Raw genomic sequence first — 26,903 nt, 5'->3', positions numbered from 1 at the left:
GCGGCTGCTAAACCTCGGGGCGCCGCTCGACAACTGTTTCAGGTGCGGTGCGCCGCTCTACAACCGTCCTGCGGGTCCTGTTGGACATGGCGATGGAAATGATGAGGCCGATGACGCCGACCACCATCAGGATGTAGCCCACCAGGACCTGGTCCAGGAAGGGGATGAGTCCTGGGGCGAGCGCGAAGGCCAGAATAGCTCCGACAGCAATCAGGGCAATGGAAGAACCGATTCTCATAGCGTGCTCCTCGTGTCCGTTCGGCGCATGGTCAGGGAAATCCGGCCGAATCTGTACCGTCAGCATACTTATCATCCAAGGCTCCCGCCAGACACGCGCACACCCGCGGCGGCGTCGCCCTCAGTGCCCGTAGCGTGCAGCCACACGGGAGATGGCATCCTCCGGAGTCGGAGCCGGCCCGAACACCTGTTCCTGGCGGGTGGTGTCCGCGACGTACTTTCCAGTCTCGAACCAGGCCACCATGCTTGCCATGTCGCCCACCAACGGAAGGATCTTCGAGGTGACCTTGCCAAGCCCGGCAATGGCGCCGGAGGGTATCGAAATCACCTTGATCGGCTTGCCGGCCCGGCGGCCCGCCAGTTCCGCAGCTTCGTGAATGCTCAACGGCCGGCTCCACCCGATATCGATGCGCTCCCCCTCAACAATGTCCGCATCAACAGCCTCCGCGAGGTACCGCGCCACGTCGCTGGCCAGAACGAACGTCAGCCGCGCATCTTTCGAACCCAGCCACACGAACCGCCCCTTCGCGAAGGGGTCGCCGCCCATCCCGACCGCCTGGTCAAAGAAAGCGCCTGGCCGGAGGGCCACAAAAGGAACGCCCAGCTCTTCGAATTTGTCCTCCGCCAGCTTCTTGTTCCAGAAATGCGGAATCTGTGGAGTTTGGTCGCTGGTGACGATGCTGATCAGCACAAACCGGGGCACACCGGCATGCTTGGCTGCGACCGCGAGGTTGCTGTTCCCGTAAGTATCGATCGCTTGGGCGTTCTTGTCGTTCCGGGTGTAGCCGGCCGCCGTCGACACCACCGCGGAAACTCCCGTCATCGCGGCGATCAACGAGGCGGTGTCCAACATGTCTCCGCGTGCGATCTCAACACCTTTGGCCTCAAGCTTGGCGGCATTGGACGTGGACCTCACCAGCGCGCGGACTCTCTTGCCACCCTTGAGAAGCTCATCCACCACTTGGCCACCCAGGAAACCCGTGGCACCAACAACAAGGACAGGCAGGTCTTCGGCCACAGTTTCTCCTCAGGGGTTTTGGTCCTACGGTCAGTGGTAACACGTGACCGTGATTACGGCTAGCCCACGTGCCAGAACAATCAGTGCACTCTGAGTGCAGTATGATGCACTTATGGATGAAAGCACTACCACCCTCTCGTCGGCCATCGGCGCCCGGGTCAAGCAAGAACGCCAAACCCGCGGTTGGACCCTGGATCAGTTGGCCGAGGCCACCGGCGTGAGCCGCCGCATGATCATCAATGTGGAGCAAGGTGCGGCGAACCCCAGCATCGGCACGCTGCTCCGCATCAGTGACGCCTTGGGGGTTGGGCTACCCGCACTGGTTGAGTCCCCGCGCCCGAAGCCCATCAACGTTACCCGCAGCGGCGACGGCGCAACCTTGTGGACAAGCGGGAACGGCGGGCGCGGAATCCTGGTGGCCGGCACCGAGTCGCCGGATGTTGTGGAGTTGTGGGACTGGACCCTGGGCCCCGGAGACCAGCACGGCAGCGAAGCGCACTCCTCAGGAACAAAGGAACTCCTGCAGGTTCTCCACGGCACCCTGACTGTGGACGTCGACGGCCAGGCGACCACCCTTGAGATGGGCGATTCCATGACCTTCCCCGGCGACGTCACCCACTCTTACGCAAACCCCGGCACGGAACCCGCCCGGTTCTCCCTGGCAGTTTTTGAGCCCGGAGTGGGCTCGGGACACCTGCAGGAGGCCGATTCATGACGACGCCCCGACGTATCCCTGTTCCACCGTGGGCACTTGCAGTGACAGCGATGATCTCCGTCCAACTGAGCTCGGCCTTCTCGGTGGGCCTCATTGCGGAGGTGGGTCCGGCCGGAACAGCATGGCTTCGGCTGAGTATGGGTGCCATCATCTTTCTCGCCATTGCCCGCCCGCCGATTCGCTCCGTCCGCCGGCCAGACATCATGCCGCTCCTGGGACTGGGCATCGCCACCGGCCTCATGACCATCATGTTCCTTGCCGCCATTGAGCGCATACCGCTGGGCACCACAGTGGCCATCGAGTTCCTCGGACCCCTGACGGTGGCAGCAATCCGAAGCCACAACCGCACGGCACTGGCATGGCCGGTATTGGCGCTGGCCGGGGTAGTCCTCCTCACGGAACCGTGGCATGGCGAGATCGACCCCCTTGGCGTCATGTTCGCAACCATCGCCGCCGTCGGCTGGGGTGCCTACATCCTGCTGACGCAACTGATCGGCGATCGTTTCACGGGAATCGGGGCGCTCTCACTGACGGTCCCCATTGCCGCCGTGACGGCCGCCGTCGTCGGAATCCCGCAGGCTGTTGGCCACCTCGACTGGGGCATCCTGGCAGGCGCACTGGGCGTCGCCATCCTGATGCCGGTGCTGCCGTTCGTGCTGGAACTGAAGGCCCTTCGCCGCATGACCTCCAACGCCTTTGGCACTCTGATGTCGCTGGAGCCCGCGTTCGGCGTCCTCCTGGGGTTGCTGGTGCTGCACCAACAACCGTCCATCATTCAGTTCATTGGCATCACGCTGGTAGTGGTTGCCGGTGCCGCGGCCCAGCGTGGCGGAGACAGGACTCCGCCGGCGCCTGAACCCGTGGCCGGCCTGGAACCGCCCCTCACCCAAGCCCTGCCCACCGCCATCCGGCGGAATGAGGGCTGAGCATGTTCACAGGATTGAGCGCCTTTCCCTTGACGCCGCTCACCAACGACACGCTGGACGAAGGATCCTACGTTGGCTTGCTGGAACGCCTGCGTGATGCACGTGTTGACTCCATCACCGCGCTGGGTTCCACAGGTTCTTACGCTTACCTGACAACTGAAGAACGACGCCGGGCAGCTCACCTCGCCGTTCGGCACGCCGGAGACATTCCGGTATTCGTGGGAGTGGGGGCTCTCCGCACTTCACAAGTCCTGGCCAACGTTGAGGCTGCCGAACAGGCAGGCGCCTCCGGAGTGCTGCTGTCGCCGATGACCTACCAGCCACTTACCGAGGATGACGTGTTCGAGCTGTTCCACACCGTCACGTCCTACTCCTCGCTTCCGGTGATCGTTTACGACAACCCCGCCACCACGCACTTCACCTTCACCACCGGACTGCACAGCCGCATTGCCCAGCTGCCCGGGATCGCCTCCATCAAGATCCCAGGCGGCCCGGATGCCCAGCGACTGAAGACACGGGTAGAGGAGGTCCGATCACTCGTGCCGAACCACGTGACCATCGGCATCTCCGGCGATGCCAGCGCCGCCGCCGGGTTGAGCGTGGGGTGCGACGCCTGGTATTCAGTGGTCGGAGGAACACTGCCGGGCATCGCCCAGCGCATCACGCGCGCCGCCCTCAACGGACAACACAGTGAAGCGGCCTCCGAGTCGGCACGCCTCGCACCCTTGTGGCAGCTCTTTGCCGACTTTGGCGGCAGCCTAAGGGTGGTCGCCGCCATCGCAGAAAAGTTGGGACTGACCCATGCCAACTGCCTGCCACTGCCCATCCAGGGGCTCAGTCCTGATCAGCGTGCACGCGTCACCGCGGTCATCGAGGAGCTTGGCCTGGACAGCCAGCTGTAGTGTCCCGGCAGCTGGCCCGACTCAGATGATGATGGCCAACTTCCCGCGCACGTCTCCTGCATCAAGGGAGCGCATGGCGTTGGGGACCTGGTCCAGCGGATAGCTGCGATGAATGGCCGGAGTAATGGTTCCCTTCTCAAGAAGGCCGGCAAGGAACTCAAGGTCTGCGGCCTTCTGCGTGCCCACGATCATGGTGAGCTTTTGCCGGATGAAAGGTGAGAGAGCTACTGCACGCAGCTGCCTGTCCATGCTCCCCGTCCACGTGCCCCCTTCCTCGCCACCGGTGATCACTGCAGTCCCGGCAGGCGTGAGCGAGCGGCGGAGGCGGCCAACGGAGGGGTTGCCCGCGATGTCGATGATGACGTCGTACCGTACAGACCCGTCAGCGAAGTCCTGCTTGGTGTAGTCGATGACATGATCGGCGCCCAAGGCACGCACCAGGTCAATCTTCGCAGTACTGGCTACGCCCGTGACCTCAGCGCCAGCCGCCTTGGCGAACTGCACCGCGTAGCTGCCCACGCCGCCCGAGGCTCCGGTGACCAAGACTTTGAGTCCCTGCGATGACAGCTCCCGACCGGGGTCGATGCCACCCGCACGCACGGCGATCAGGGCGGTGCAGGCGGACACTGGCACCACTGCCGCCTGCTCGTAGCTGATGCTTTCAGGCTTGTGGGCCAACTGGTTTTCGCGGGCAGCGGCGTACTCGGCGAAGGTTCCCTTCCCTGACCCAAAGACCTGGTCGCCCACGGCGAACCGGGTCACCTTTGCGCCGACGGCCTCCACGGTGCCGGCGAGGTCCAGCCCGGGAACAGGGTTCTTCGGAGACTTGAACCCATAGACCGGGCGCAACGCATACGGCAGGCCTGTGGTGAGGTGCCAGGTACCGCGATCGAGCCCGGCGGCATGGACCTTCACCAGCACCTCATTCTCTGCGATGGCGGGCCGTGGGACCCGTGCTTCATGGAGGACATCGGCGGGTCCGTAACCCTCCTGCACGATGGCCCGCATGGTTGGACCCGGCACGGCCTGATCCTTGTGATGACGGGGTTCCTTGGCTTGCTGACCAGTGGTCATGGCCGGGCCTTTCAGTTCTGGGGAGGTTTGCGTATTGCAGGGCTTTGGGGGCTTTCGTACGGTGTACCAACGACAGTACCGTACACTGTACTAAACCGCTAGGGGCCGGGCTAGCCACCAGGGGCCGGGCAACCGCCAGGGGACAGTTCGAATCGAGGGAGATCCCGTGACCACCGCAGCATCCCAACGACTCCCCCTCAGCCGTGAAAGAGTGCTCGCATGCGCCGTCGCTCTCGCCGACGAGTCCGGCATAGCGGCCCTGACCATCCGCACGCTCGCCCAACGCATGGGGACCAAACCCATGTCGCTCTACTACTACGTGGCCAACAAGGACGAGATCCTGGACGGCATCGTGGACATGGTCTTCAGCGAAATCGAGCTACCAGTACCCGAGGGAAACTGGCGCGAGGAGATGCAGTTGCGGGCCCACCGCGTGAGATCTGCGCTCAGGCGCCATCCCTGGGCGGTTGGCCTGCTGGAAAACAGGTCAGCTCCGGGCCCGGCAACCCTCCGGCACCACGAGGCAACACTCGCCACGTTGAGGACGGCAGGCTTCTCCGTACAACTGACCGCGCACGCTTATGCCCTGTTGGACAGCTATATATACGGCTTCGCCGTTCAGGAAGCAGCGCTGCCCTTCGAGGGGCGCGACACCGCGGCCGAGATCACCAAGCCCATCATGGAGCGCTTCACCACAGGTGAGTATCCGCGCATGGTGGAGATCGCCGTCGAACATGTACTCAAACCCGGCTACGACTTTGGCGACGAATTCGAGTTCGGCCTGGACCTCATCCTGGACGGCCTCAGCCGCCTGACGGCGGACCCGGGCTAGGATCTGATCCATGGCCAGGATTGAGGACTACGCGATCATCGGGGACCTGAACACGGCGGCCCTGGTGGGACGCAGCGGTTCCATCGACTGGATGTGCCTGCCGCGATTTGATTCGCCTGCGTGCTTCGCTGCGCTGCTGGACTCCCCCGAGGCGGGGCGCTGGCTCCTGGCGCCGGCCGGGACACCCGACGGCGGCAACTGCACCCGACGCCACTACCGCGAAGACACGCTGATCCTGGAAACCGAATGGGACGTGGACGGCGGCTCGGTCCGGGTCACCGATTTCATGCCAGTGCGCGATGACGCCGTGGACCTGGTGCGTATTGTGGAAGGCCTGTCCGGCGAGGTGGACATGCACATGGAACTTGTCCTGCGCTTCGATTACGGCCGCGTGGTGCCATGGGTCCGGCACAGCAAACACGGAATCAGCGCGGTGGCCGGGCCGGACTCGGCCTACCTCACCACCCATGCGCCCCTCGAAGGCCGGGACAGGCGGACGTTCAGCGACTTCACCGTCCGCGCGGGAGATAAGGTTCCCTTCGTGCTGCGCTGGGCACCCAGCCATGAGCGCGAGCCACGACGCATAGACCCATTCCGGGCCTTTTCCGCGACGGAGAAGTTCTGGCTGGACTGGATAGGCCGCAGCGAGATGGCGGGGAAATACAAGGAACCGGTGGAACGGTCGCTGATTACCCTCAAGGCGCTGACCTATGCACCAACCGGGGGCATCGTGGCCGCCGCAACCACATCCCTGCCCGAGCAAATCGGCGGCCCGCGCAACTGGGACTACCGATACTGCTGGCTCCGCGACGCCACGTTGACCCTGCAATCGCTGCTCGCTGCCGGTTACACGGAGGAGGCCTCCGCGTGGCGGGATTGGCTGCTGCGCGCCATCGCCGGCGACCCGTCAGAGCTTCAGATTGTGTATGGGCTCGACGGCGCCCGGAGGCTGCCGGAGGCGGACATCCCCTGGCTGTCCGGTTACGAAGGTTCACTCCCGGTCCGCACCGGAAATGCCGCAGCCCCGCAGCTCCAACTGGACGTGTGGGGGGAGGTATTGGACGGACTTTCGCTGACCCGCGCGGCTTCCGAGGATGGCGCGGTGGACAATTCATGGGACATCCAGATCGCCTTGATGGAATACCTCGAAGGCGCATGGAACCAGCCGGATAACGGGCTGTGGGAAATGCGCGGACCAAGGCAGCACTTCACGCATTCCAAGGTCATGGCATGGGTGGCTGCGGACCGTATGGTCAAAGCCGTCCGGACCTCCGGGTTACCGGGTCCGGCCGACAGGTGGGCGGCCCTCCGCGGCGAGATCCATACGGATGTCATGACCAAGGGTTTCAACGAGGAACTCAATACGTTCGTCCAGTCATACGGAAGCAAGGAACTGGACGCGAGCCTGCTTCTGATCCCCCGTGTGGGCTTCCTTCCGCACCGGAGTTCGCGCGTGGCAGGAACAGTCGAAGCCATTCAACAAGGGCTTACCGACGACGGCCTGGTCCTCCGGTATCGAACCGGGTCGGGGCATGACGGCCTGCCCGGCGACGAAGGCGTGTTCCTGGCATGTTCGTTCTGGCTGGTGGATGCGCTGCTGGGCATTGGCCGCTCAGGAGAGGCAACCGAGCTCTTTGAGCGGCTGCTCACCCTGCGCAACGATGTGGGCCTGCTCAGCGAAGAGTGGGATCCCCGGACCCAGCGGCAACTTGGCAACACCCCGCAGGCTTTCAGCCACTTCCCGCTGATTCACAGTGCTTTGCAGCTGCACCAGGGCGAAGCCCACAGCAGTGACACCCCGCTCCATAAGCCCAAGCATCCTGGGCAGGCGAGCGGCTCTACCCTTCGGAATGATCCTCGCCTTCGGTAGCAGGCGGTTCTCCTTTGTGGCTCGCTTCCTCCAAGTGAAGGTCCAGCTTGCGTTCGGCCTCACGGCGCCGTTGGCCGACGGTCCGCATCTGCTGCGTTGTGGGGTCTCCCCTGTCTTCGAACGCCCCGCCTGTCGGCGCAGCGGGCTGCACATTCTCTTGTTCGCCCATGTACACATGGTCCCATCGGCGGCGCTTCCGCGATAGCGAAATATTGCGTTGCGGGCCCGCTTTGCGTCCTCTCCGGGTTTTTGGGGCGCAGAGCGGGCCTCACAAGCGGGCTGCATCACCGGGCATGGTTTCGGGACGCCGACAGGGACTCACATCAACCCACCGACTTTAGGGAACTCCAAATCATGAGCATGCTTACTGTTTGCTTGGCAAGACCCCGCCAAGATTCCCTTCAGCTTGCCAAGGGGGCAGCAGGCACTTAGTCTCGAGAGTGGAGAAACCATACTTGTGACAAAGGTATCCACTCTCCATCACCTCAGGGTCCTCAAATGTCTGCTCAGTCAGCACACCCCACTTTTTCTTCCCCTTCTTCTTCGACACCCTCTTCGGCTTCCCAGCCCCGCTGCGAACAATGCGGAACCAGCCAACACCTCATGGTTGACACCATCGGCGCCCACTCCGACCTCTCGTCGGGACTCATCAAAGTGGGCTACAACTGCAGGAAATGCGGCACTTTTCGCGCGCATGCAGCAACGGTGGCAGACGTCGCAGAGGTCCTGAACACCTCGGAAAACCTCCCCGGCCTTCTGCAGTTCGGAAAGCAATTCCTGCACTGCGGCGTGCCGATGCACACCGGCGCGGGCAAGCGGAGCCTCCTGTCCGCCGGGTTCTCGGACCGCAGCCTGGATCCAGAACTCGAGGTCTACCTCACTACCCGCGTGCTGCACTGCGATGAGTGCGGCTTCCAGATGGAGATACCGGACTAGGGGCACCGGGACGGCCGCCTCAGCGGCAACCAGAGCCAGGAAGCCCACGACGGCGAGCTACCGCCGTCGTCCGCGTCGTGATGAGAGCGCTTCAGTACCTTGGGCAGGCGGGCCGACCCCGGTAGCGTGAGCCACAGACAGGTTGCCCCGCTGCGAGCGAACGATTCCAAGGAGTTGGCCCATGAGCAGATCCCACCGAGCGTCACAGCACGAACCGGACACCGCCGTCGAACTTAACCCTTTGTTCAGCAGGCCCGGCGAATCCACCATTTTTCCCCGTTTCACCCTGCCTGACGGCGAATCCCTGCCGGCAACGGCCTACCAGGTTGTCCACGATGAAGCGATGCTGGACGGCAATTCGCGGCTGAACCTGGCCACCTTTGTGGGGACGTGGATGGAGACGGAAGCCTCCAGGCTCTATGCCGAGACGTTCGACAAGAACATGATCGACAAAGATGAGTACCCCCAAACGGCACTCATCGAGACCCGGTGCTGGCGGATGTTGGTGGATTTGTGGAACGCGCCCGACCCGGAGAAGAGCATCGGCACCTCCACCATCGGTTCGTCCGAGGCTTGCATGCTGGGAGGCCTGGCCTTGAAACGCCGTTGGCAGCATGCCCGGCGGGCGGCAGGGGAGTCCACGGAGAAACCCAACCTCGTCCTTAGCTCTGCGGTCCAAGTGTGCTGGGAGAAATTCTGCAACTACTGGGACGTGGAGCCTCGTTTTGTCCCGGTCTCCGCCGAACATCCCACGCTGGACGGCCATGACCTGGACCAGTACGTGGACGCCAACACCATCGGCGTTGTGGCCATCCTGGGCGTGACCTACACCGGCAAGTACGAACCAGTGGAACTGATCTCCAATGCGTTGGACGAAATTCAGGCACGCCGCGGCCTGGACGTCCCCATCCACGTGGATGGCGCGTCCGGAGCAATGGTGGCCCCATTCCTGCAACCCGAAACTGTGTGGGATTTCCGGCTCCCGCGCGTGGCCTCGATCAACACCTCCGGCCACAAATACGGGTTGGTGTATCCAGGTCTGGGATGGGTGGTCTGGCGGGACGCGGCGGCACTCCCCGAGGACCTGATCTTCCACGTCAGCTACCTCGGTGGGGACATGCCAACCTTTGCCCTGAACTTCTCACGGCCCGGCGCGCAGGTCCTGCTGCAGTATTACCTCTTTCTCCGCCTGGGCTTTGCCGGCTACAGGTCCGTTCAAGGGACATCACGTGACGTCGCGCTGTACCTTTCCAGCGAGATCGGTGCCATGGAGGCGTTCACCCTATGGAGCGATGGGTCCGACATCCCGGTGTTCGCGTGGCAGCTCACCGACGGGCACACGGAGCACTGGAATCTTCACCACCTGTCGGAACGGCTCAGAATGAACGGCTGGCTGGTTCCGGCCTATCCCCTGCCTGATGGCTTGGGCGACGTCACCGTGCAAAGGATCGTGGTCCGCAATGGTTTCACCCGCGACCTCGCCTCCAGCTTCCTGGCCGACCTCAAGAAGGAAGTCGACTACCTCGATAGCCTCACGGCACCGATGCCCACGGACAAGCAGGCAGAGGGCTTCCACCACTAATCACAGAAGGGCCCTTCCATGTGCCGTCTCTTCGGGCTCCACGCCGGTCCGCGGCCGGTACGCGCCACCTTCTGGTTGCTGAACGCTCCGGACAGCCTCTCGGTCCAAAGTCGTCGGGAGCCGGACGGAGCCGGAATAGGAACCTTTGATGCGGCAGGCAAGGCCCGTGTGGCCAAACAGCCCCTGCCGGCATGGGAGGATCATGCGTTCGCCCGCGAAGCACGCGACCTGAAGAGCACCACGTTCCTTGCCCACGTGCGGTACGCCAGCACTGGGGCCCTCACCATCGTCAACACACATCCGTTCGAGCAAGACGGGCGCCTCTTTGCCCATAACGGCGTGCTCCACGGGCTGGAGCGCCTCGACCAGCGCCTCACCGAACTCGGCGTGATGGACCTGGTGCTGGGCCAATCGGACAGCGAGCGGCTTTTCGCGCTCATCACGGCCGAAACCCGCCGCGCCGGCGGGGACGTCGGCACGGGCATCACCCACGCCGTCAGCTGGATCGCCAGGGAACTGCCGGTGTTCAGCCTCAACTTCATCCTGACCACAGCAACGGACTTGTGGGCACTGAGGTACCCGGCTACCCACGAGCTGTACGTGCTGGAAGGACCGGCCGCTGAACCCGCCCCGTTCGACGCCCGGAGCAAGCGAATCCGTTCCCGCAGCGCCGAGCTCTCCCATACCCCGCATGTCCTCTTCGCCACCGAGCCGATGGATCCCAACCCGGGCTGGCGTGCCATGGAATCCGGCGAGCTGGTCCATGTGGGCCCGGATCTGACAGTGACCTCCACGCTGCCTTTCCCGGCCCCACCTGCGCACCCGCTCACTCTTGCCGACCTCGAACCGGCCGCGGCGGAGTCCCAAAAGCCGTGACCCCGGCTTCCGCTGCCGGCAGCTACGCGGCCAACGCACGACGGCGACCTGCCGCCGTCGTGCGTTCGCAGCACTTCCGCGGCGTTAGGCGGAAGCCGGCTTCTTGAGGAACAGCGCCACGGCCGCGGCGGCCGCGAGACATAGTGCCGCGTTCACCCCGACGGCCATCGTGACGGCGCTGTGCACAGCTGGGGAGTCATTGGCGCCGCTGGCCAGCAACCGGGCTGTGAACACCGCGCTCATCACCGGGATGCCCATGGTGATGCCAATCTGCTGGCTCATGGTGGCCAGCCCTGTTGCCATTCCCTGATCGGCATCGGGCAACCCGGAAGTCGCGGTGACCATGAAGCCCACAATGACCACGAGGTTCGCGACGCCCCCAATGAACGTCGCCACCAGCAACAGCCCTATGGACGCTGAATCAGTTCCGAGGAAGACCAAAGCACCCGTAGCGATCGCCTGTACCAAGAACCCGAACACCATGGCCTTCTTGCTACCCATCCTCGCGATCACTTTGGGTCCCAACATTCCGCCGAGGACCGTGCCCAGGCCCAAAACTGCGAAGGAAAGCCCCGCCCCCAGCGGCGTATAGCCGAGGACCTGCTGCAGGTACAGGGTCAGCAGAAACACCAGCGAGGTCTCGGTGACGAATGCCAAAACCCCGGCGACGTTGCCCCACGCCACGCTCGAACGCCTGAGGATGCCGAGGGGCACCAGAGGGTGCGGCGCACGGCTTTCCACCTTGGCAAAGACGGTAAAGAGGACGACGGCGGCCGCAAGCGCACCGAGCGTCAGGGGGTCGGTCCACGAGTGCTCCGCGGCGTGGGTGAGGCCGAAGACCAAAGCGAGCAGGCCCAAAGTGACTGTGATGGCACCGGGAATGTCGAGCCGGAGCTTGGATGCCGGCTTACTTTCAGCGAGTACAACCGGTGCGATGAGGAGAACGGCTACGGCAACGGGAACATTGATGAAGAACGCCCACCGCCAGCTGAGGAGGTCGGTCAGCAAGCCACCCAGGATTGCCCCGGTGGTGAATCCGGCAGCCATGAGGGAGCCGTTGAGCCCGAGTGCTTTGTCCCTGAGGGGGCCTTCCGGAAACGAAACCAGCAACAGCGACAACGCGGCCGGCACAACCATCGCTGTGGCAATGCCTTGGCCCACCCGCGCCAGCAGCAGCATCGCAGGTTCGGTGGCCAGGCCACCCGCCAGCGACGCTGCCCCGAGCAACGCCATGCCGATCAGGAACATCTTCCGCCGTCCTGCGAGGTCCGCCACGCGTCCGAACAGCAGCGTGAAGCCGGCGGCGCACAGGGCAAACGCGGTTGCGATCCACTGGAGATTTTCCAGCGAGAAGCCTACGTCGGGGCCGATCGCAGGCAGGGCGACGTTGAGGATGGAGAAATCGACGGCCAGCGTGAAACTCGCTGTCAAAAGGACGATGAGTGCCAGCCGCTGCCTGGTGGTCATGCCTTTCGCTGGCTCGACGTGGGGATGACTGGCTTTTTGGGTTGTTGACATGCGTCCAGCGTGGCCGGGTTCGTCAGCGGCAACCACACCCCGCTGTGGGTACCCCTGGCAGTGACAGGACAACGCCGCCCACTACCTGAACAATGGGTGCATGGTTACACACAGTGAACTTGGGGAGTTCCTTCGCGTGCGTCGGGCAGCCTTGCAGCCCGAGGACGTCGGCGTTCTGAATTATGGAATCCGGCGCGTCCCCGGCCTGCGGAGGGAGGAGCTTGCCATGCTGGCGGGGGTCAGCACCACGTATTACACACGGCTGGAGCAGGGCCTCAGCACGAATGCTTCAGAAGCTGTCATCGGCGCGATCGCCCGTGCCCTGAACCTCGGCAACGATGAGCGCGCGCACCTCTTCAACCTGGCTCGCCCCGGCAAAGCCAAGCGGCGAACGCCGGTCAAGCCGGACAAAGTGCGGCCCGGAACCTTGCGGCTGATCCAGTCCATGTCCGGCACTCCGGCCGTGGTGATGGGGCGGCGGAGTGAAGTGCTGGCGTGGAACGCCTTGGGACACAGGCTCGTTGCCGGCCACCTCGACTTCGCTGCGCCGGAGACCCCTTCCACTCGTCCCAACATGACCCGGTTGCTGTTCCTCGACCATCACACCCGGGAGCTGTACACGCGCTGGCCGGAGGAAGCCCGCCGGGCTGTAGCGTCCTTGCGCCTCCTGGCAGGAAAGTCCGCCGATGACCACGAACTTGCGTCCTTACTGGGTGAGCTGACATTGAAGAGCCAGGAATTTGCGAAGCTCTGGGCCAAGCATCCGGTGGAGAACTGCATGTCCGGGTTGAAGTACATGCACCACCCCGAGGTCGGTTACCTGGAGTTGAACTTCGAGGTACTCACGCCGCCGGACGAGTCCGGGCACCGGGTCCTGCTGTACGCCGCAGACCCGGGAACTCCGGCAGCGGCCGCCGTGCAGCTTCTTCAGGGTGCCAGCGAAATCGAGGCAGCCCCTCGGAGGACGGCAAATAAAGTTCATCCCTGATGCTGGTCTGCCATTCCGGCCTGCCTCTATGCGGTGGGCTGAGGTTTTCCACATAGGGCCGATGAGGGCTGATCACTGGCGAGGCATCGTGACAGGGTTGAGTCATGGAAGGCATCGGGCAGATCTTGGCACGGAGGCCGGGTTTGCCCGGCGCCTCTGAGGTGCCACAAAACAGCGTCTGCCTGGCCACCTCAGCGCCTACCAGCCCGGCCTCCGCCGGTCATATGACGTCGACGGCGGTGGTCACCGCGGCGGCCGAACAGCCCGCCGAAGATCTGCTTCACGGAGCAGAATCCATCGCTGGGCCCCGGACGCACGTCGCGAACGACAGGCTGGTCCCGGCTCCCCGTCCGGGCGGGCAACCAACGACTTCAGTCGCGATGGTGACGCCCATGCTTGGTACAGGCGGCGCTGCGACGGAACTGGGAGAGGCGCTTGACATCGGTGCTGCTGCAGCGGAAACGTTGCGTTCGATCGCGGCTACAGAGGTTCGGTTGCTTGGTTTCGTGGAGGCTGCTGATTTTGCCGGCCGGGTGGAGGAGATCTCCCGGTGCGTGGAGTACTTGCAGGTCGTTGCGGCGCAGGCGGTGGAACGGTCCCGGACGGAAGCACAGCAAACGAAGCCAGGGTCCTCAGCAGCAGCGCCGGAATGGCGGACGGGCTGGAGTGAAGCACCGGAAGAGCCAACGAGTGGAACCGGCACGGGCACAACGGTTCCTGAGGCAACAGTTCCGGGAGCGGCTGGGACGACCAGTCCAAGTCAGGCGGGTGCGGCCGCCGCAGGGACCTTCAGTGCCGCAGCGGCGCAGAGTCCTGCCCGTGCCGCCAGCGGGACGGGCGCTGAGGGTACTGCCAACCCTGCGGATGATGGGTACCGGAACGCGGCCGAGTTCCTGCGGGCACGGTTGCGGATCGGCATCGGTGAAGCCCGGCGCAGGCTTGCCCTCGCCGCCGAAGTCCTCCCCCAGACGGGCATGACCGGGCAAGAGGTCCCTGCCCGGCGCGAACTGCTCGCCGAAGCGGTTGGTTCCGCGCTGGTGCCGTCCCGGTCCGCGACCATCATCAGCACCTCCCTGGACAAGGTCCGGCACCTCGCCGACCAGGACACCATCACCCGGATGGAACACGCCCTGACCACCACCGCCATCGAAACCGACCCGGACTTCGTCACCAAAATGGCCAAGCGCTGGGCCGACAGGATCGACCACGACGGCCCCGAACCCTCCGAAGAAGCCCTCCGCCAATTCCAAGGTGCGTTCCTCCGCCGCCGACGCCGCCACGGACTCCACCACCTCGAAATCTTCGCCACCGACGAACAATACGAAACCCTCATCACCGTCATGAACGCCGCCACCAACCCCCGCCTCACCACCCACCAGCACGAGGCGAACACCGTAACCGGGACTGCCGGCCCGGACCTGGACCGCCGCACCCGGCCCCAGAAACACCTCAACGGCCTCGTCGGCGCCTGCAGCGTCGCGATGAGCACCGGGAAACTGCCCTCCAACGGCGGACTCCGACCCCAACTCACCGTCACCATCGACCACCGCGACCTCTTCGAACGAGTCCAAGACCACCAACAGCACAACCAGCACGAAAGCACCGGAACGGCACCGAAACAGCCCGGCACCAGGCCACAGACAGGCACAGGCACAGGGACAGGAACAGGAACCGCAACGTTCACCGGCCCCGTCCACCCGGACACGGACACAACCCGGAACCCCCTCAACACAGGAACCGCAACGTTCACCGGCCCCGTCCACCCGGACACGGACACGGACACAACCCGGAATCCCCTCAGCACAGGAACAGCGACGTTCACCGGCCCGATGCACCCTGACACCATCCGCAAAATCGCCTGCGACGCCGACATCATCCCCGTCCTGCTCGGCAGCGACTCCCGGATCCTGGACATCGGCCGGACCACCCGGATCTTCCCACCCCACATCCGCAAAGCCATCACCGCCCGCGACGGCGGCTGCGCCTTCCCCGACTGCACCATCCCCGCACCCTGGTGCGAAGCACACCACACCACCTACTGGTCCCACGGCGGCACCACCTCAACCAACAACGGCACCCTGCTCTGCAGCCACCACCACCACCTCATCCACAAAGAACAATGGCGCATCAACATGACAACAGGCGTCCCCTGGTTCATCCCCCCACCCCACCTCGACCCAAACCAAACACCCCGACGCAACCACCACCACACACCCCACAGAACATAAGGTGAGTTGACGAACATCAGGCGAGTTGCTGTGGAAGCGGATTGCTGATTCAGCGGTTCAGTGAGCCACCACGTGCTGTTGAGGCATCAAGTGCCCTGCCGCGGCCTGCCTCAACAAGGAGGCCAGGCCGCAGCGAGCACATGTTGGTGTCGAGCACTTATTGGTGTCGAGCGCCTATTGGTGTCTGGCACTTATTGGTGTCGAGCACTTACCGGCAGTGGCCCTTCTATAGAGACGCCCACAATAGACGCCCGGACCTACCGAGAGGTCGGCCAGCCCGTGTACGACTCCGCGAGGTATGCCTTGGCATGCTCGGACGTGACAACTGAGTGCAGCTCGCCGAGTTGGCGTGCGCGGTCGAAGTCGTCGGCACCGGGAACGGTGTGCAGCATGGACGTCATCCAGTAGGAGAAGTGCTGGGCCTTCCACACACGGTCCAAGGCACGGTCACTGTAGGAATCGAGCAACGCAGTGGAGCCGTTGGCATAGAAGGAATCGAGGCCCTCGAAGAGCACCTTGACGTCGTGGATGGCCAGGTTGAGGCCCTTGGCGCCTGTGGGCGGGACGGTGTGGGCGGCATCGCCTGCCAGGAAGAGGTTTCCGTGGCGCATGGGAGTGTGGACGAAGCTGCGGAAGGGGAGCACCATCTTTTCCAGGACGGGTCCTTCCTTGAGCTCAAACCCGTTTCCGTTGACGCGCTTGCGGAACTCGGTCCAGATGCGTTCATCGTCCCAGTCGGCGACGTTTTCTTTGGGGTCGCACTGGAAGTACATGCGCTGAACGGTTTCGGTGCGCTGGCTGATCAGCGCGAAGCCGTTCTCGGAGTTGGCGTAGATCAGTTCGTCGGCGCTGCGCGGGGCTTCGGCGAGGATACCGAACCAGGCAAAGGGGTACTCGTGGAAGTACCACTTGCGGTGGGCTTCGGGGATTTGGAACCGGCAGTGGCTACGGGATCCGTCAGCACCCACCAGGAAGTCGGCCTGGATTTCGAATTCCTGGCCGTCCGCATCGGTGAACCAGACTTTTGGCTTGCCTTCGAGGTCGTGCACGGTGGTGTCCGTGACGCTGTAGCGGACGTCGCCGCCGTCGGCCTCCCGCTTTGCAGCGAGGTCCATGAATACGTCGGTCTGCGGGTAGAGCCACACAGATTCGCCCACGAGTTCCTTGAAGTTGATGCGGTGGCTCTCGCCATTGAACCGCAACTCGATGCCATCGTGCCTGTCGCCTTCGCGCAGCACCCGGTCTGACACTCCGGAGTCCACCAGCAGGTTCACGGTACCGTGCTCCAAAATGCCGGCCCGGACTGTCTCCTGGATTTCCTTGCGACTACGGATTTCCACCACTACGGATTCGATGCCCTGCTTGGCGAGCAAGTGGGAGAGCATGAGCCCGGCGGGTCCTGCGCCCATGATGGCGACTTGGGTTGTGATGGGTGTGCGTGCCATGGTTGTTCCTCGCTTCGTTGCGGATCCCGGCTTGCTCGGAAGCGGGATGAATCTGGAATCAGTGTGGCCCGCACTTGGTGATTGGCGTTACATGAATTCCGTTGAACGGAATCCGGACTTAGTCGCCGAGCTGCCGCCCTATTCCCCGCGCCGCGGTCTGGAGCGCCGGAACAAGCGCCTGCAGCCTCATCTCAGCGAGAGGGACAACAACACCCAGGGCCGCCACGGTGCGCCGCTTCCCGTTCACCACGGGAACAGCGATTCCCCATGTGTCCGGATCAACCACCCCTGCGAGTTGCGCGTACCCCTGCTGGGCCGCTTCGGCCAGGAAATGACGCACGGCTTGGGCAGTTACCTTTCCGGACGGGTCCTCGAACTGCTCGAGGTACTCCGCCTGCACTTCACGTGACTGGTGGGACATCAAGGCCAGCCCTGCTGAAGAGATATGGACGGGCATCCGTCCGGCGATCCGCGCCCGGTTGGCCACCGATCCCCTCCGCGAAAGGCGCTCCACAAAGAGCGCCTCCCAGCCGTCCAGCACGGCCAGGTTCACGTTCTGGTTCAGGACCTGCTGTATGTCCTCCATGAACGGCATGGCCGCCTGGCGAAGGGCCAAGGTGGGCGAATTGCGGTTGACCAGTTCCCACAACCGCAGGCCCAAGCGAACCGTCCCACCCGCGCCAAGATCCAGCAGCCCGTGCTGGGACAGTTGTCGCACGAGCCGATGGGCCGATGACAACGGGAGCCCTGCGCGGTCGGCCAACTCGGTCAACTGCAGCGAGGTCACTCCCTCCGGGAAGGCCTCGATGACCCGCACCACCCGGTCCACCACAGAATCGCCGGATGCTGAGTTCGCCACCATGCCCTCCTTTGTTTATTGGCTACAGGTACTTTGCTTCGTGGCCAGGCATTAGGTTTCCCGGCTGCCGGGTTCCTGGCAACCAGGTTTTGGCCACCTGGCAGCACCTTCCATTCAATGGTAGAACGTGTGCCACGCAACATCGGACGGTGATACAACTCTCATAACCGACCGACCGTTCTGTGGCCGGGACCAACCACAAAGAAGTACCGAGGACGCTATGCCAACGATGTCATCTGCCCGCCGATCCCAATGGCCTGTTTGGCTCTGTTGGCTGGCCATGGTCCTGGACGGTTTCGACCTCGTAGTCCTGGGCACCGTAATCCCAACGCTTATCAAGACCGGCGAACTAGGCTTCGACGCTGTCGGGGCCACCTTCGCGGCCACCATTTCGTTGGTAGGCGTTGGCCTTGGCGCGCTCTTCATCGCGCCGCTCTCGGACAAATTCGGCCGCCGGAGACTCCTGATCGCCTGCGTGGCAGGCTTCTCGCTGTTCACCATCGGAGTTGCCTTCGCCCCGAACGTCGCAGTCTTCTCAGTTCTGCGCCTACTTGCAGGACTTGGCTTGGGGGCATGCCTCCCCGCCGCCTTGGCCTACATGAACGACTACGCCCCCGCGGGATCGGCCGGTAAGTCCACTACCCGGACCATGACCGGCTACCACGTGGGTGCTGTGGCTACCGCCCTGCTGGCCATCTTCATCGTTCCCAACTGGCGGCTCATGTTCATCATCGGCGGCGTCGCCGGACTGGTCCTCCTGCCGTTCCTGTGGGCCAAGTTGCCCGAATCGCTTCCCGAAGCAGCCCCGGCGAAGGCAGGCGAACCAACGAAGGCAACAGCCGACGTCGAGCGTTCCGCCATCACCAAACAAAAGACCGGCTTCCGCGATCTCTTGCAAAAGCCTTATCCCATGGTGGCTGTTGGTATTGGTATCGCGTCGTTCATGGGGCTGCTGTTGGTCTACGGCCTGAACACCTGGCTTCCGCAGCTGATGGCTGCCGCCGGATATCCCGTGAGCACCGGACTGACACTGCTGCTGGTCCTGAACGTTGGCGCTGTGGCAGGGCTGTTCCTCGCCGGAATCCTGGCGGACAAGCATGGGACCAAACGGATCGTACTGTTGTGGTTCGGGTTGTCCGCGGTTCTGCTGGCGATCCTCAGCGTCAAGATCCAGAACGAGTTCCTGCTCAATGCAGCTGTCTTCGTCACCGGAGTCTTCGTCTTCAGTTCCCAGGTGTTGGTATACGCGTGGGTCAGCCAGTTGTTTCCGGCCAGGCTCCGCGGAACGGCCCTCGGCTTCGCCGCAGGCGTTGGCAGGCTCGGCGCAATCGTTGGTCCTGCGGTGACGGGAACATTGGTGGCGGCGAACATCGCCTATCCTGCCGGCTTCTACGTGTTCGCCGCCGCCGGCCTACTGGCAGTGGCTGCACTGTTCCTGGTACCGCATGAGGTCAAAACCGCCGACACAACCGTGCCGGCCGACCGCTGACTGCTCTTTAATGCCGGTACTTGCAGAGGGACTCCTGGGCCTTCCCGAGCAACTGCGGCCCTGCAGCGAAGCAACGATCGGTGGAGTTCCGAAGAGCAGGAAGCGCCAGGACCGCTGAGTCGAAGTGGTCTTCCCGGATCATCGATTCGATGGCCCGGCACTGGTCCTCTGTCTCCAACGCACCAACCATCGCGGAGGAGATCTTGAGGCTCAAGACCGCGTCCATGCTGGCGTCGGGATCGTGCCTGCACAGGCCGTTGGAGATCCTGAGGATCCGGCCGGGCAGCATGGACAGGTAGGTGGAGAGGAAACGGAGCGCCGGAGTGGAGTCTCCCAACTCTTCAGCCAGCGCCTGAAGCCTGCACGGCTCCAATACGGGCCCTTCCGGCGGCTGAGCCGGATCCGCTTCGTCACTCACCGCGGGCTGCCTGGGGTGCTGCGGCGCCTTCCGGGGCTGACTTGTTGGGATCTTTGGTCCAGATGGAGGCGAGCATCCCGATGACCAGGATGGCGGGTGCGCCGTACATCAGGATGTTCATGACCATGGGCTCGCGCAGGGCGCGGATGGCGTTGCCGACGTAGGGGATGGTGGCAACCTGCTTGTCCACGGTTTTGCCTTGGAGGGTGGCGATCCAGGGGTCGATGCCGTTGTTGGCGTCGCCCTTGGTCTGGACGGCTACTCCGCCGTCGGCGGTGGCGGTGATTTCGGTGATGCGGTGGGTTTCCACCCGCTGGTCCTCCACGGGGATGTGGTAGGTGATGATGTCGCCAACCTTGACGTCAGTGATGGGAGTGGGGACAGTGACGACGACGTCGCCCGGGTTGATCAGCGGGGCCATGGAACCGGTCAGCATGGTTGAGGTCTGGTAGCCCAGCAGGCGGGGTCCGATCGCCAGGAAGAGGAACACCAAGGCTGCCAGGATCAGCATGCCCAGTCCGACGAACTTCACTGCCGCGCCGGCAACCCGGCGGAACATGCCCGGCGTGGCGCTGGCTTCTGCGCGGGTCTCGACGGCGGCGGGCCGGGTCTCTGCGCGGGTCTCGACGGCGGCGGGCCGGGTTGCGGAACGCCGTCCGTGGAGGGCGGGGGTGGTGATAGTGCTCAGTGCGCTCATGCCTGGCGTTCCTTCCGGGTGCGGGTCATCGTCTGATTAAGAGTCTGGGTGGTCTGGCTCAGGCTTTCCTGCGGAAATTCCTCAAGTCTGGCTCAGGAAAATACCGGCGAACCTGATCGGGCAGGGGGGAGCCCGACCAGGCCCGGCGGGGCTTATGACCGGAGGCCCGGCCGGAAAGGGCGTAACGGCCGGCCTCCGGAGCTTTTGGTGCTACTTGGTGGTTTCGGTGCGTTGGGTGCCGGTGAAGGAGAAGGCGAGGGTGGAGGTGGCGCCTTGGAAGTCGTTGTTCGCGGTGGCGGGCAAAGCGGTGGTGACCTTGAGGTTGTCGGTTTTGGTCGAGGTCAGGGAGCTCAGGTTGTTCAGGACCTTGTTCGCTGCGATGACGGGGCCGTTGGCCAGGACGGTGGTTTTGGTGCCGGCGCAGGTGTAGGGGGCGGCGGTGCCGGTCCAGGCGACGGAGCAGTTTTCGATGGTCAGCTGCAGCCCGTGCGTGGTGTCGGTGGTGAGCAGGGAACCTGTGGCGCCGGCGGAGGTGGTGAGGGTGACGTTGTTCAGGTCCGAGTTGCCGGTGTTGGCCAGGGTGACGAGCTTTTCGACCTTGTCTCCGGGCAGCAGTCCTGCGACCGGGACGTTGAGCGTGTTGGCCGCTCCGGTGCCCAGGGCGATGGTGACGGTCCCTGCGGTGACTGCCTGGGAGGCGGAGGTCGAGGAGGTGAACGCGCCGTAGGTGCCCATGCCGGCGACGGCGGCTGCGGTGCCGACCAGTGCGACGGAAGCGAGGATCTTGCCGGAGGTGGACTTCAGGGTGATGGCCATGGGGATCAGGTGTCCTTTCGTGTGGCCACCGTGATCGGCCGGCCGGTTCTTGCCGGCCTGCGTGGCTGACAAGAACTACTGTGCCGGGCCCGGATCAAGAACCCATCCTGCAAACCCGCAACACTTCCTCAGGAAAACCTCAAGACTTTTGCTGCTCCACAGGCACCTTATGAAACACTGCTTGATGCACATAAAAGGCCGATGAGAGGGCGTATTTGATGCCGATGTGGCTGCAGGCCTTGATGTGGGGAACACTGGCAGGCGGAGCCTTGGTCCTCGGAGCCGGCATCGCTTGGTTGTGGAAAGTTCCGCCCAAGATTGTGTCCACCGTGATGGCGTTCGGTGCGGGCGTCCTGATCTCTGCCCTTGCCTTCGAATTGGTTGACGAAGCCGTCCAAGGCGGCGGATTGATCCCCACTATCCTGGGCTTCCTCATGGGTGCGCTGATCTTCGTGGGCTCCAACGTTCTGCTGGCTCGCGCAGGCGCCAAACACCGGAAGCGTTCCTCCGGGCCGCAGCCGTCCGAGAAGGACGTACCCGGCAGTGGAACGGCCATCGCGGTGGGGGCGCTGATCGATGGCATTCCGGAGTCAGTGGTCCTGGGCGTCGGGCTCCTCGCCGGCGGGGCAGTCAGCCCTGCGATGCTTGCCGCCGTCTTCATCTCCAACGTTCCGGAAGGCCTTTCCAGCACCGCCGGCATGAAAAGGGCCGGCCGCAGCCCCGCGTACGTTTTTGGTACCTGGGCGGGCATCGCAGTGTTCAGCGGGCTTGCGGCCCTGCTCGGCTACACCGCTTTGGAGAACGCCCCTGGGACTGTGATTGCGTTCATTACCGCCATCGCTGCAGGCGGGATCCTTGCCATGCTGGCCGACACCATGATTCCTGAGGCGTTCGAAGAGCACCACAACCTCACCGGGCTGACAGCCGCCGTCGGTTTCCTGAGCGCCTTCACCATCCACCACGTGGGCGGCTAGCGGGGCAGCAGCCCCAACAAGGGCAAGGCAACCGCCGTCGCCACTGCCATGGCTGCGGTGTTGCCGATGACCGGGTGGAATCCGGCCGGCAGCCGGGCGGAAACGGCCCTCGCGATGGGCGGTGCAAGAACAGCACCCAGCACAGCCCCGCCGACCACCCCGATCCACGACCCGCCAGAAGCGAGCACGGCCGCCGGGGCAACGGACACGACGGAGGCGTAGGTAGCCGCCCACCCGCCGTCGCGGTACCACCGCCGCCACAGGACCACGCCGACGGCCGACGTCAGCGCTTGGGCGAACAGTATGTGAGGCAGCAGGTTCGAGCCGTACGACGGCAGCGCCGGGTTCAGCACAAAAGCCGCCCCGACGGCCAGGATCACGCAGATGCCGGCGAGTTCGTTGGCAAAGAAATGCGTTTCTGTGAAGTCCTTGAGGACTCGGCGGGCTGCCCACATGGCGTCGCTGCGAAAGGTTTGGACAACGCCCGACGTCGGCCGGTGCGGTTGTGTGGTGGGGCGCGGGTTTCGCAGGACAAGCCACGGCAGGCGCCGGGCAACCAGGAACGCGAGGACGGACCCAATGGACATCGCCAGGACGTTCGCTACAACCGTCGGCAGGCCCAGCGGTGTCGAGATACTGGGGATAAGGATCAGTGCGAGAGGCGTGGTGGTGCCTGCTCCCAGCACAGCCCCAGTGACGCAGGTCCTCCACCCGGCTCCGTAGAGAAGGACCATGGCGGGAGCGACGCAAACGAACGGCACGAAGGTGGGCTGCCACCCGTCGTCGAGCATCCATCCGAACGCAAGGTTGGACAGCAGCAAACTCAGGGCCGCCGAGGCCAGCACCCAAGGCCAGAGGCCTGTTCCGTACGTCAGCGAGCCGGCCCATCTTCTCCTCCGGCGGCCAGCCCACCACGCCAAGGCAGCTCCGGCGAGCAGGCCGGCTGCTGCCAGATCCGACTTATAAAACAAGGGCTCGGTCATGTCACCCAGCAACCAGCGCAACGCTGCCAGCGGTGAGTCACCGACGGATTGCGGCCATCCGGGGTAGGCCGGGCCAAGCGTCGGCAATTGCTGTCCGAGCGTATGCAAAAGGAGGGCGAATACTCCGACAATGGCCACCATGCTGAACGCCCCAACAGCGGTGCCCGTGGTGCTGTGTTTGAGCGAAGGTTCCGGCCGTTGGGTGACGACGGCGTCAGCTGCGAAAGAGTGCGTCATTGGTGGCCCTAAACGTGCGATGTGGCGTGGCTCTGAGCAGCGTAACCGAACGCCGATTGCCACAAACAACCACGGAGTTACGGGGGATTTGTGACCGCGTCGGCCGGCAGTCCGGCCAGCCGGTCCAGGTTCCCACAAACCACCACTCACCCTTAGTGGGTGATCTTTCTGTCCAATCGCTATGGATACAGCGCGGGCACGCTCTGGACGGCGCGGCCGATCTGAGAATGGTGTTGTGATCCCGTTAGGGAACGGGTTCCTTCCGGATAGCGGTCCATGCCCGGGCCGAATGAACGATGGGAAAGACACATGAGCTTTTGGGAATCGCTGTGGAGCATCTTCGTTGCTTTCTTGTTTATCGCGTACCTGCTCCTCCTCTTCCAGATCATCTCCGATCTCCTGCGCGACAAAGCACTCAGTGGAGGCATTAAGGCTCTGTGGATTTTGTGTTTGTTCGTAGCACCGTTCATTTCTGCGTTGATTTACGTGATTATGCGCGGAAAAGGCATGGCACTGCGGAATGAATTGCGGTTCCGCGAGTCAGTGAACGAAACCGAAAAATACATCCGGGAAGTCGCCGGAGCCCCATCGCCCACCCAGCAAATCGAAGCAGCCAAGGCACTGCTTGCCGCTGGAGATATCACGGAGGCCGAGTACGCTCGCCTGAAGGAGCTCGCTTTGTCCTGACGAGGGCGACCTTCCGCCACCTACTCACGCCGAGAGGGACGCATGACGCAATTGAAGGCATTCCCACTGTTGCAGGGCGGACCGTTTCGATTCGGCCTGATAACGGCGCTCGGCGTTTTGGTTGCCCTGGCCTTGGGTTCAGCGGTCATCACCTTGCGGTATTCGCTCACCCTGATCTTTGCCGCGCTGTTCATATCGCTGGGCCTCTACCCGCTGGTGCGATGGCTGGAACGCTTGAAGCTCTCACGCGCCGGCGCAGTTCTGGTGGTAGCAGTTGGCTTCTTGGTACTGGTGGCTGTGCTGATCCGCTTCATCGTCCCGATTCTGGTGGAGGAGGGTGCCGCGCTGGTCAGTCTGCTGCCATCCAGCTTCCAAGCCGTCAGTGAACAGGATTGGTTCCAGGAATTCAACGGAACCCTGGGAGGTGCACTGACCCCGCTGCTGGAGTGGCTGGAAACATCGGCTGCCGATCCAAACGTATGGCTTGCCATCGGTGGCGGCGCGGTGCAGGTTGGCTACAACGTGGTGAATGGCACTTTTGCCGTCATCTTCGTCGTGGTCCTGACCCTCTATTTCGTGGCGGGGCACGAAATGATGAAAGCCAGCCTCTATTCGCTGGTTCCCTCCTCCCGGCGGGAATCATTCGCAGAAATCACCGACACCATTGTTGCCTCCGTGGGCAAATACCTCAGCGGCATGTCCGTTCTTGCCTTGTTCAACGCGATCTTCACCTTCATTCTCCTGTCCGTCGCTGGAGTCAGGTACGCCGCAGTGCTCGCCGTCCTGGCGTTTCCCATCACCCTCATCCCGCTGGTGGGAAGCGCCATCAGCACGGCAATTATTACCGTGGTCTCCCTCTTCACCTCCCCCTCAACAGCCTTGGTGGTCTTCCTCGTGATGCTTGCCTACATGCAAGTAGAGGCGTACGTTCTGACGCCACGCATCGTGGGAAAGGCCATCAGCATCCCTGGGTCCCTGGTCCTGATCGGAGCCATGGTGGGCGGGACGCTCCTGGGGCTTCTGGGAGCGCTGATCGCTTGCCCCACCACGGCCTCGATTCTGCTGATCATCAAAAAAGTGGTCATACCGCAGCAGAATGCCAAGTAGCGCGGGATGCAAGGGCTATTTCACGACGCCGATACCGTCGCCTTAATCTTGTTGGCGCTCCACATCGTGCTCGGATCAATCGCCGCTGTGATGGTCTCGGCCAATCGACGGCCGTCGTCCGCTATTGCCTGGGTGTTGGCGATCATTTTCATTCCCTATCTGGGCATGGTGGCGTTTCTGCTGGTTGGCCGCGGCAAGCTTCCCAAGGCCAGGCGGGAAAAACAGCGCGCCGTCAACGAAGTCATGCTGGGACGCACCCCCGGCCTCTCGGCCGTCAGCCACAGTGAGGACTGGCCCGCCTGGCTGCGTTCCGCCGTCGAACTCAACCTCCGGCTCGGTGCGCTTCCCATGGTGGGCGGCAACCGGGCCGAGTTGCTGGAGGACTACAACGGAAGCTTCGACCGCATGATCGGGGACATCGACAAAGCCGCAGAGTACGTTCACGTGGAGTTCTACATTCTCGCGATGGACCCCACGACCGCCCCTTTCTTCGATGCGATGGCGAGGGCTTGCGAACGTGGCGTGGCAGTCCGGGTCCTCTTCGATCACTTGGCGGCGGTAGGCGACCCCAAATACCGCGACATGCTGCGGGCTTTGGATGGCATGGGCGCCGAGTGGCACGCCATGCTGCCTTTGCGCCCCTTCAAGGGCCAGTGGCAACGTCCGGACCTGCGGAATCACCGGAAGTTGGTGGTAGTGGACGGGCGGGTGGGCTACACCGGCTCGCAAAACCTGATCGACGCGTCCTACAACAAGAAGCGCAACATTCAGCGTGGCCTCCAATGGCACGAACTGATGGTGCGTTTGGAAGGTCCGGCAGTGCGGGAGCTCAACGCGGTGTTCGTCACCGACTGGTACAGCGAGTCCGAGACCCTCCTGCCGTTGGATACTTCCCCCGTGGTGCTGGGATCGGAGCCTGAGCTCATCGATGCCCAGGTCCTGCCCAGCGGCCCCAGCTTCGACAATGACAACAACCTCAAGCTCTACACCACGCTCATCTACAAGGCCGAACATCGCGTCAGCATCACCAGCCCCTACTTTGTGCCTGACGAGGCCATCCAGCTGGCGATCATCACCGCAGCCTCCCGCGGCCTGAGCGTTGAACTCTTCGTATCCGAGATTGGGGACCAAGCCATGGTCTACCACGCGCAGCGCTCCTACTACGAGGTCTTGCTCCGCGCCGGTGTCCGGATCTACCTGTACCGGGCCCCGCAGGTCCTGCACGCCAAGCACTTCACCATCGACGACGACGTGGCAGTCATCGGCTCAAGCAACATGGACGTCCGCTCGTTCAGCCTCAACATGGAAGTCTCGGTGCTGGTCCACGGACGAACAATCGTGGACCAGATGCGGGCGGTGGAGGACCGGTACCGTGCAGCCAGCAAGGAGCTGCTGTTGGAGGATTGGCTTCGCCGCCCGGTTGGCCACATGGCCCTGGACAATCTGGCCCGGCTGACGTCATCGCTTCAATAGCACGTCTGGGCTGTAT

General features: G+C 63.6%; 26 protein-coding genes. 15 read left to right on the top strand and 11 right to left on the bottom strand.

Annotated elements, in window-relative coordinates; translation table 11 throughout:
• Positions 1-7: 7 nt before the first annotated feature.
• Positions 8-238, bottom strand: a complete 231-nt coding sequence (locus N7568_RS10645; protein ID WP_144652359.1) for a DUF6458 family protein — start codon at positions 236-238, stop codon at positions 8-10.
• A 120-nt stretch (positions 239-358) separates the two neighbouring features.
• Positions 359-1,255: an SDR family oxidoreductase gene (locus tag N7568_RS10640; protein WP_261609797.1), complete on the bottom strand. Its 897-nt coding sequence runs from the start codon at positions 1,253-1,255 to the stop codon at positions 359-361.
• 112 nt (positions 1,256-1,367) lie between these two features.
• Here N7568_RS10640 and N7568_RS10635 point away from each other — a divergent pair, with 112 nt between their 5' ends.
• The 3 genes from N7568_RS10635 to N7568_RS10625 are packed head-to-tail and all read left to right on the top strand — an operon-like array spanning position 1,368 to position 3,798.
• Positions 1,368-1,970, top strand: coding sequence for a helix-turn-helix domain-containing protein (locus N7568_RS10635; RefSeq protein ID WP_261609796.1), 603 nt, complete (start codon positions 1,368-1,370; stop codon positions 1,968-1,970).
• Entirely contained in the window at positions 1,967-2,896 is a 930-nt protein-coding gene (locus tag N7568_RS10630) for an EamA family transporter (RefSeq protein ID WP_261609795.1), read from the top strand. Before N7568_RS10635 ends, N7568_RS10630 begins: the two co-directional genes overlap by 4 nt.
• Positions 2,897-2,898: 2 nt before the next feature.
• A complete protein-coding gene (locus N7568_RS10625) occupies positions 2,899-3,798 on the top strand; it encodes a dihydrodipicolinate synthase family protein (protein ID WP_261609794.1) in 900 nt (299 codons plus the stop codon).
• Between the two features lie 21 nt (positions 3,799-3,819).
• Here the strand turns inward: N7568_RS10625 and N7568_RS10620 are convergent, their stop codons facing one another.
• Positions 3,820-4,872: an NAD(P)-dependent alcohol dehydrogenase gene (locus N7568_RS10620; RefSeq protein ID WP_261609793.1), complete on the bottom strand. Its 1,053-nt coding sequence runs from the start codon at positions 4,870-4,872 to the stop codon at positions 3,820-3,822.
• A gap of 166 nt (positions 4,873-5,038) precedes the next feature.
• Between N7568_RS10620 and N7568_RS10615 the strand changes: the two genes are divergently transcribed.
• Complete coding sequence (locus tag N7568_RS10615) at positions 5,039-5,704, top strand: TetR/AcrR family transcriptional regulator (protein WP_261609792.1); 666 nt, start codon at positions 5,039-5,041, stop codon at positions 5,702-5,704.
• Positions 5,705-5,714: 10 nt separating this feature from the next.
• Complete coding sequence (locus N7568_RS10610; protein ID WP_261609791.1) at positions 5,715-7,574, top strand: glycoside hydrolase family 15 protein; 1,860 nt, start codon at positions 5,715-5,717, stop codon at positions 7,572-7,574.
• Here N7568_RS10610 and N7568_RS10605 read toward each other — a convergent pair.
• On the bottom strand, positions 7,543-7,743 hold the full coding sequence (locus tag N7568_RS10605; protein ID WP_261609790.1) for a hypothetical protein: 201 nt from the start codon (positions 7,741-7,743) through the stop codon (positions 7,543-7,545). The genes N7568_RS10610 and N7568_RS10605 overlap by 32 nt on opposite strands.
• A gap of 434 nt (positions 7,744-8,177) precedes the next feature.
• On the opposite strand from N7568_RS10605, the gene N7568_RS10600 reads away from it, so the two are divergent.
• The 3 genes from N7568_RS10600 to N7568_RS10590 all read left to right on the top strand — a co-directional run bounded on the left by N7568_RS10600 (position 8,178) and on the right by N7568_RS10590 (position 10,968).
• A complete protein-coding gene (locus N7568_RS10600; RefSeq protein ID WP_261609789.1) occupies positions 8,178-8,510 on the top strand; it encodes a hypothetical protein in 333 nt (110 codons plus the stop codon).
• 181 nt (positions 8,511-8,691) lie between these two features.
• Positions 8,692-10,092: a glutamate decarboxylase gene (locus N7568_RS10595; RefSeq protein WP_261609788.1), complete on the top strand. Its 1,401-nt coding sequence runs from the start codon at positions 8,692-8,694 to the stop codon at positions 10,090-10,092.
• Between the two features lie 18 nt (positions 10,093-10,110).
• Positions 10,111-10,968, top strand: coding sequence for a class II glutamine amidotransferase (locus N7568_RS10590; RefSeq protein ID WP_261609787.1), 858 nt, complete (start codon positions 10,111-10,113; stop codon positions 10,966-10,968).
• A gap of 84 nt (positions 10,969-11,052) precedes the next feature.
• On the opposite strand, the gene N7568_RS10585 is transcribed toward N7568_RS10590, so the two are convergent.
• Positions 11,053-12,486 carry an MFS transporter gene (locus N7568_RS10585; RefSeq protein WP_439898974.1) on the bottom strand — a complete coding sequence of 478 codons (1,434 nt, stop codon included), beginning with the start codon at positions 12,484-12,486 and terminating at the stop codon, positions 11,053-11,055.
• 100 nt (positions 12,487-12,586) lie between these two features.
• On the opposite strand from N7568_RS10585, the gene N7568_RS10580 reads away from it, so the two are divergent.
• Together N7568_RS10580 and N7568_RS10575 are read left to right on the top strand one after the other, a co-directional pair.
• Entirely contained in the window at positions 12,587-13,474 is an 888-nt protein-coding gene (locus N7568_RS10580) for a helix-turn-helix transcriptional regulator (RefSeq protein WP_261609786.1), read from the top strand.
• A gap of 104 nt (positions 13,475-13,578) precedes the next feature.
• A complete protein-coding gene (locus tag N7568_RS10575) occupies positions 13,579-15,702 on the top strand; it encodes an HNH endonuclease signature motif containing protein (protein ID WP_261609785.1) in 2,124 nt (707 codons plus the stop codon).
• Between the two features lie 257 nt (positions 15,703-15,959).
• Here the strand turns inward: N7568_RS10575 and N7568_RS10570 are convergent, their stop codons facing one another.
• A complete protein-coding gene (locus N7568_RS10570; RefSeq protein WP_261609784.1) occupies positions 15,960-17,147 on the bottom strand; it encodes a 4-hydroxybenzoate 3-monooxygenase in 1,188 nt (395 codons plus the stop codon).
• A gap of 118 nt (positions 17,148-17,265) precedes the next feature.
• Positions 17,266-18,006, bottom strand: a complete 741-nt coding sequence (locus N7568_RS10565; RefSeq protein ID WP_261609783.1) for an IclR family transcriptional regulator — start codon at positions 18,004-18,006, stop codon at positions 17,266-17,268.
• A 220-nt stretch (positions 18,007-18,226) separates the two neighbouring features.
• Here N7568_RS10565 and N7568_RS10560 point away from each other — a divergent pair, with 220 nt between their 5' ends.
• Positions 18,227-19,495, top strand: a complete 1,269-nt coding sequence (locus tag N7568_RS10560; RefSeq protein ID WP_261609782.1) for an MFS transporter — start codon at positions 18,227-18,229, stop codon at positions 19,493-19,495.
• 7 nt (positions 19,496-19,502) lie between these two features.
• Here the strand turns inward: N7568_RS10560 and N7568_RS10555 are convergent, their stop codons facing one another.
• The 3 genes from N7568_RS10555 to N7568_RS10545 all read right to left on the bottom strand — a co-directional run bounded on the left by N7568_RS10555 (position 19,503) and on the right by N7568_RS10545 (position 21,498).
• Complete coding sequence (locus tag N7568_RS10555; RefSeq protein ID WP_261609781.1) at positions 19,503-19,913, bottom strand: Hpt domain-containing protein; 411 nt, start codon at positions 19,911-19,913, stop codon at positions 19,503-19,505.
• Entirely contained in the window at positions 19,906-20,610 is a 705-nt protein-coding gene (locus N7568_RS10550; protein WP_261609780.1) for a signal peptidase I, read from the bottom strand. Before N7568_RS10550 ends, N7568_RS10555 begins: the two co-directional genes overlap by 8 nt.
• A gap of 210 nt (positions 20,611-20,820) precedes the next feature.
• Positions 20,821-21,498: a CalY family protein gene (locus N7568_RS10545; RefSeq protein WP_261609779.1), complete on the bottom strand. Its 678-nt coding sequence runs from the start codon at positions 21,496-21,498 to the stop codon at positions 20,821-20,823.
• Positions 21,499-21,644: 146 nt separating this feature from the next.
• On the opposite strand from N7568_RS10545, the gene N7568_RS10540 reads away from it, so the two are divergent.
• Entirely contained in the window at positions 21,645-22,400 is a 756-nt protein-coding gene (locus N7568_RS10540) for a ZIP family metal transporter (RefSeq protein ID WP_261609778.1), read from the top strand.
• Here the strand turns inward: N7568_RS10540 and N7568_RS10535 are convergent.
• Positions 22,397-23,620 (bottom strand): hypothetical protein, encoded by a 1,224-nt coding sequence (locus N7568_RS10535; protein WP_261609777.1) that lies wholly within the window; start codon positions 23,618-23,620, stop codon positions 22,397-22,399. The genes N7568_RS10540 and N7568_RS10535 overlap by 4 nt on opposite strands.
• A gap of 309 nt (positions 23,621-23,929) precedes the next feature.
• On the opposite strand from N7568_RS10535, the gene N7568_RS10530 reads away from it, so the two are divergent.
• From N7568_RS10530 to cls, 3 genes are read left to right on the top strand one after another with little or no spacing between them, the layout of a single operon-like run.
• Entirely contained in the window at positions 23,930-24,307 is a 378-nt protein-coding gene (locus N7568_RS10530; protein WP_261609776.1) for an SHOCT domain-containing protein, read from the top strand.
• 42 nt (positions 24,308-24,349) lie between these two features.
• Positions 24,350-25,414, top strand: a complete 1,065-nt coding sequence (locus tag N7568_RS10525; protein WP_261609775.1) for an AI-2E family transporter — start codon at positions 24,350-24,352, stop codon at positions 25,412-25,414.
• 6 nt (positions 25,415-25,420) lie between these two features.
• Positions 25,421-26,887, top strand: coding sequence for a cardiolipin synthase (cls, locus tag N7568_RS10520; protein ID WP_261609774.1), 1,467 nt, complete (start codon positions 25,421-25,423; stop codon positions 26,885-26,887).
• Positions 26,888-26,903: the final 16 nt, after the last annotated feature.

The organism is Paenarthrobacter aurescens, assembly GCF_025421775.1.
Taxonomy (GTDB): domain Bacteria; phylum Actinomycetota; class Actinomycetes; order Actinomycetales; family Micrococcaceae; genus Arthrobacter; species Arthrobacter aurescens_B.
This window is presented reverse-complemented; position numbering and strand designations above follow the sequence as displayed.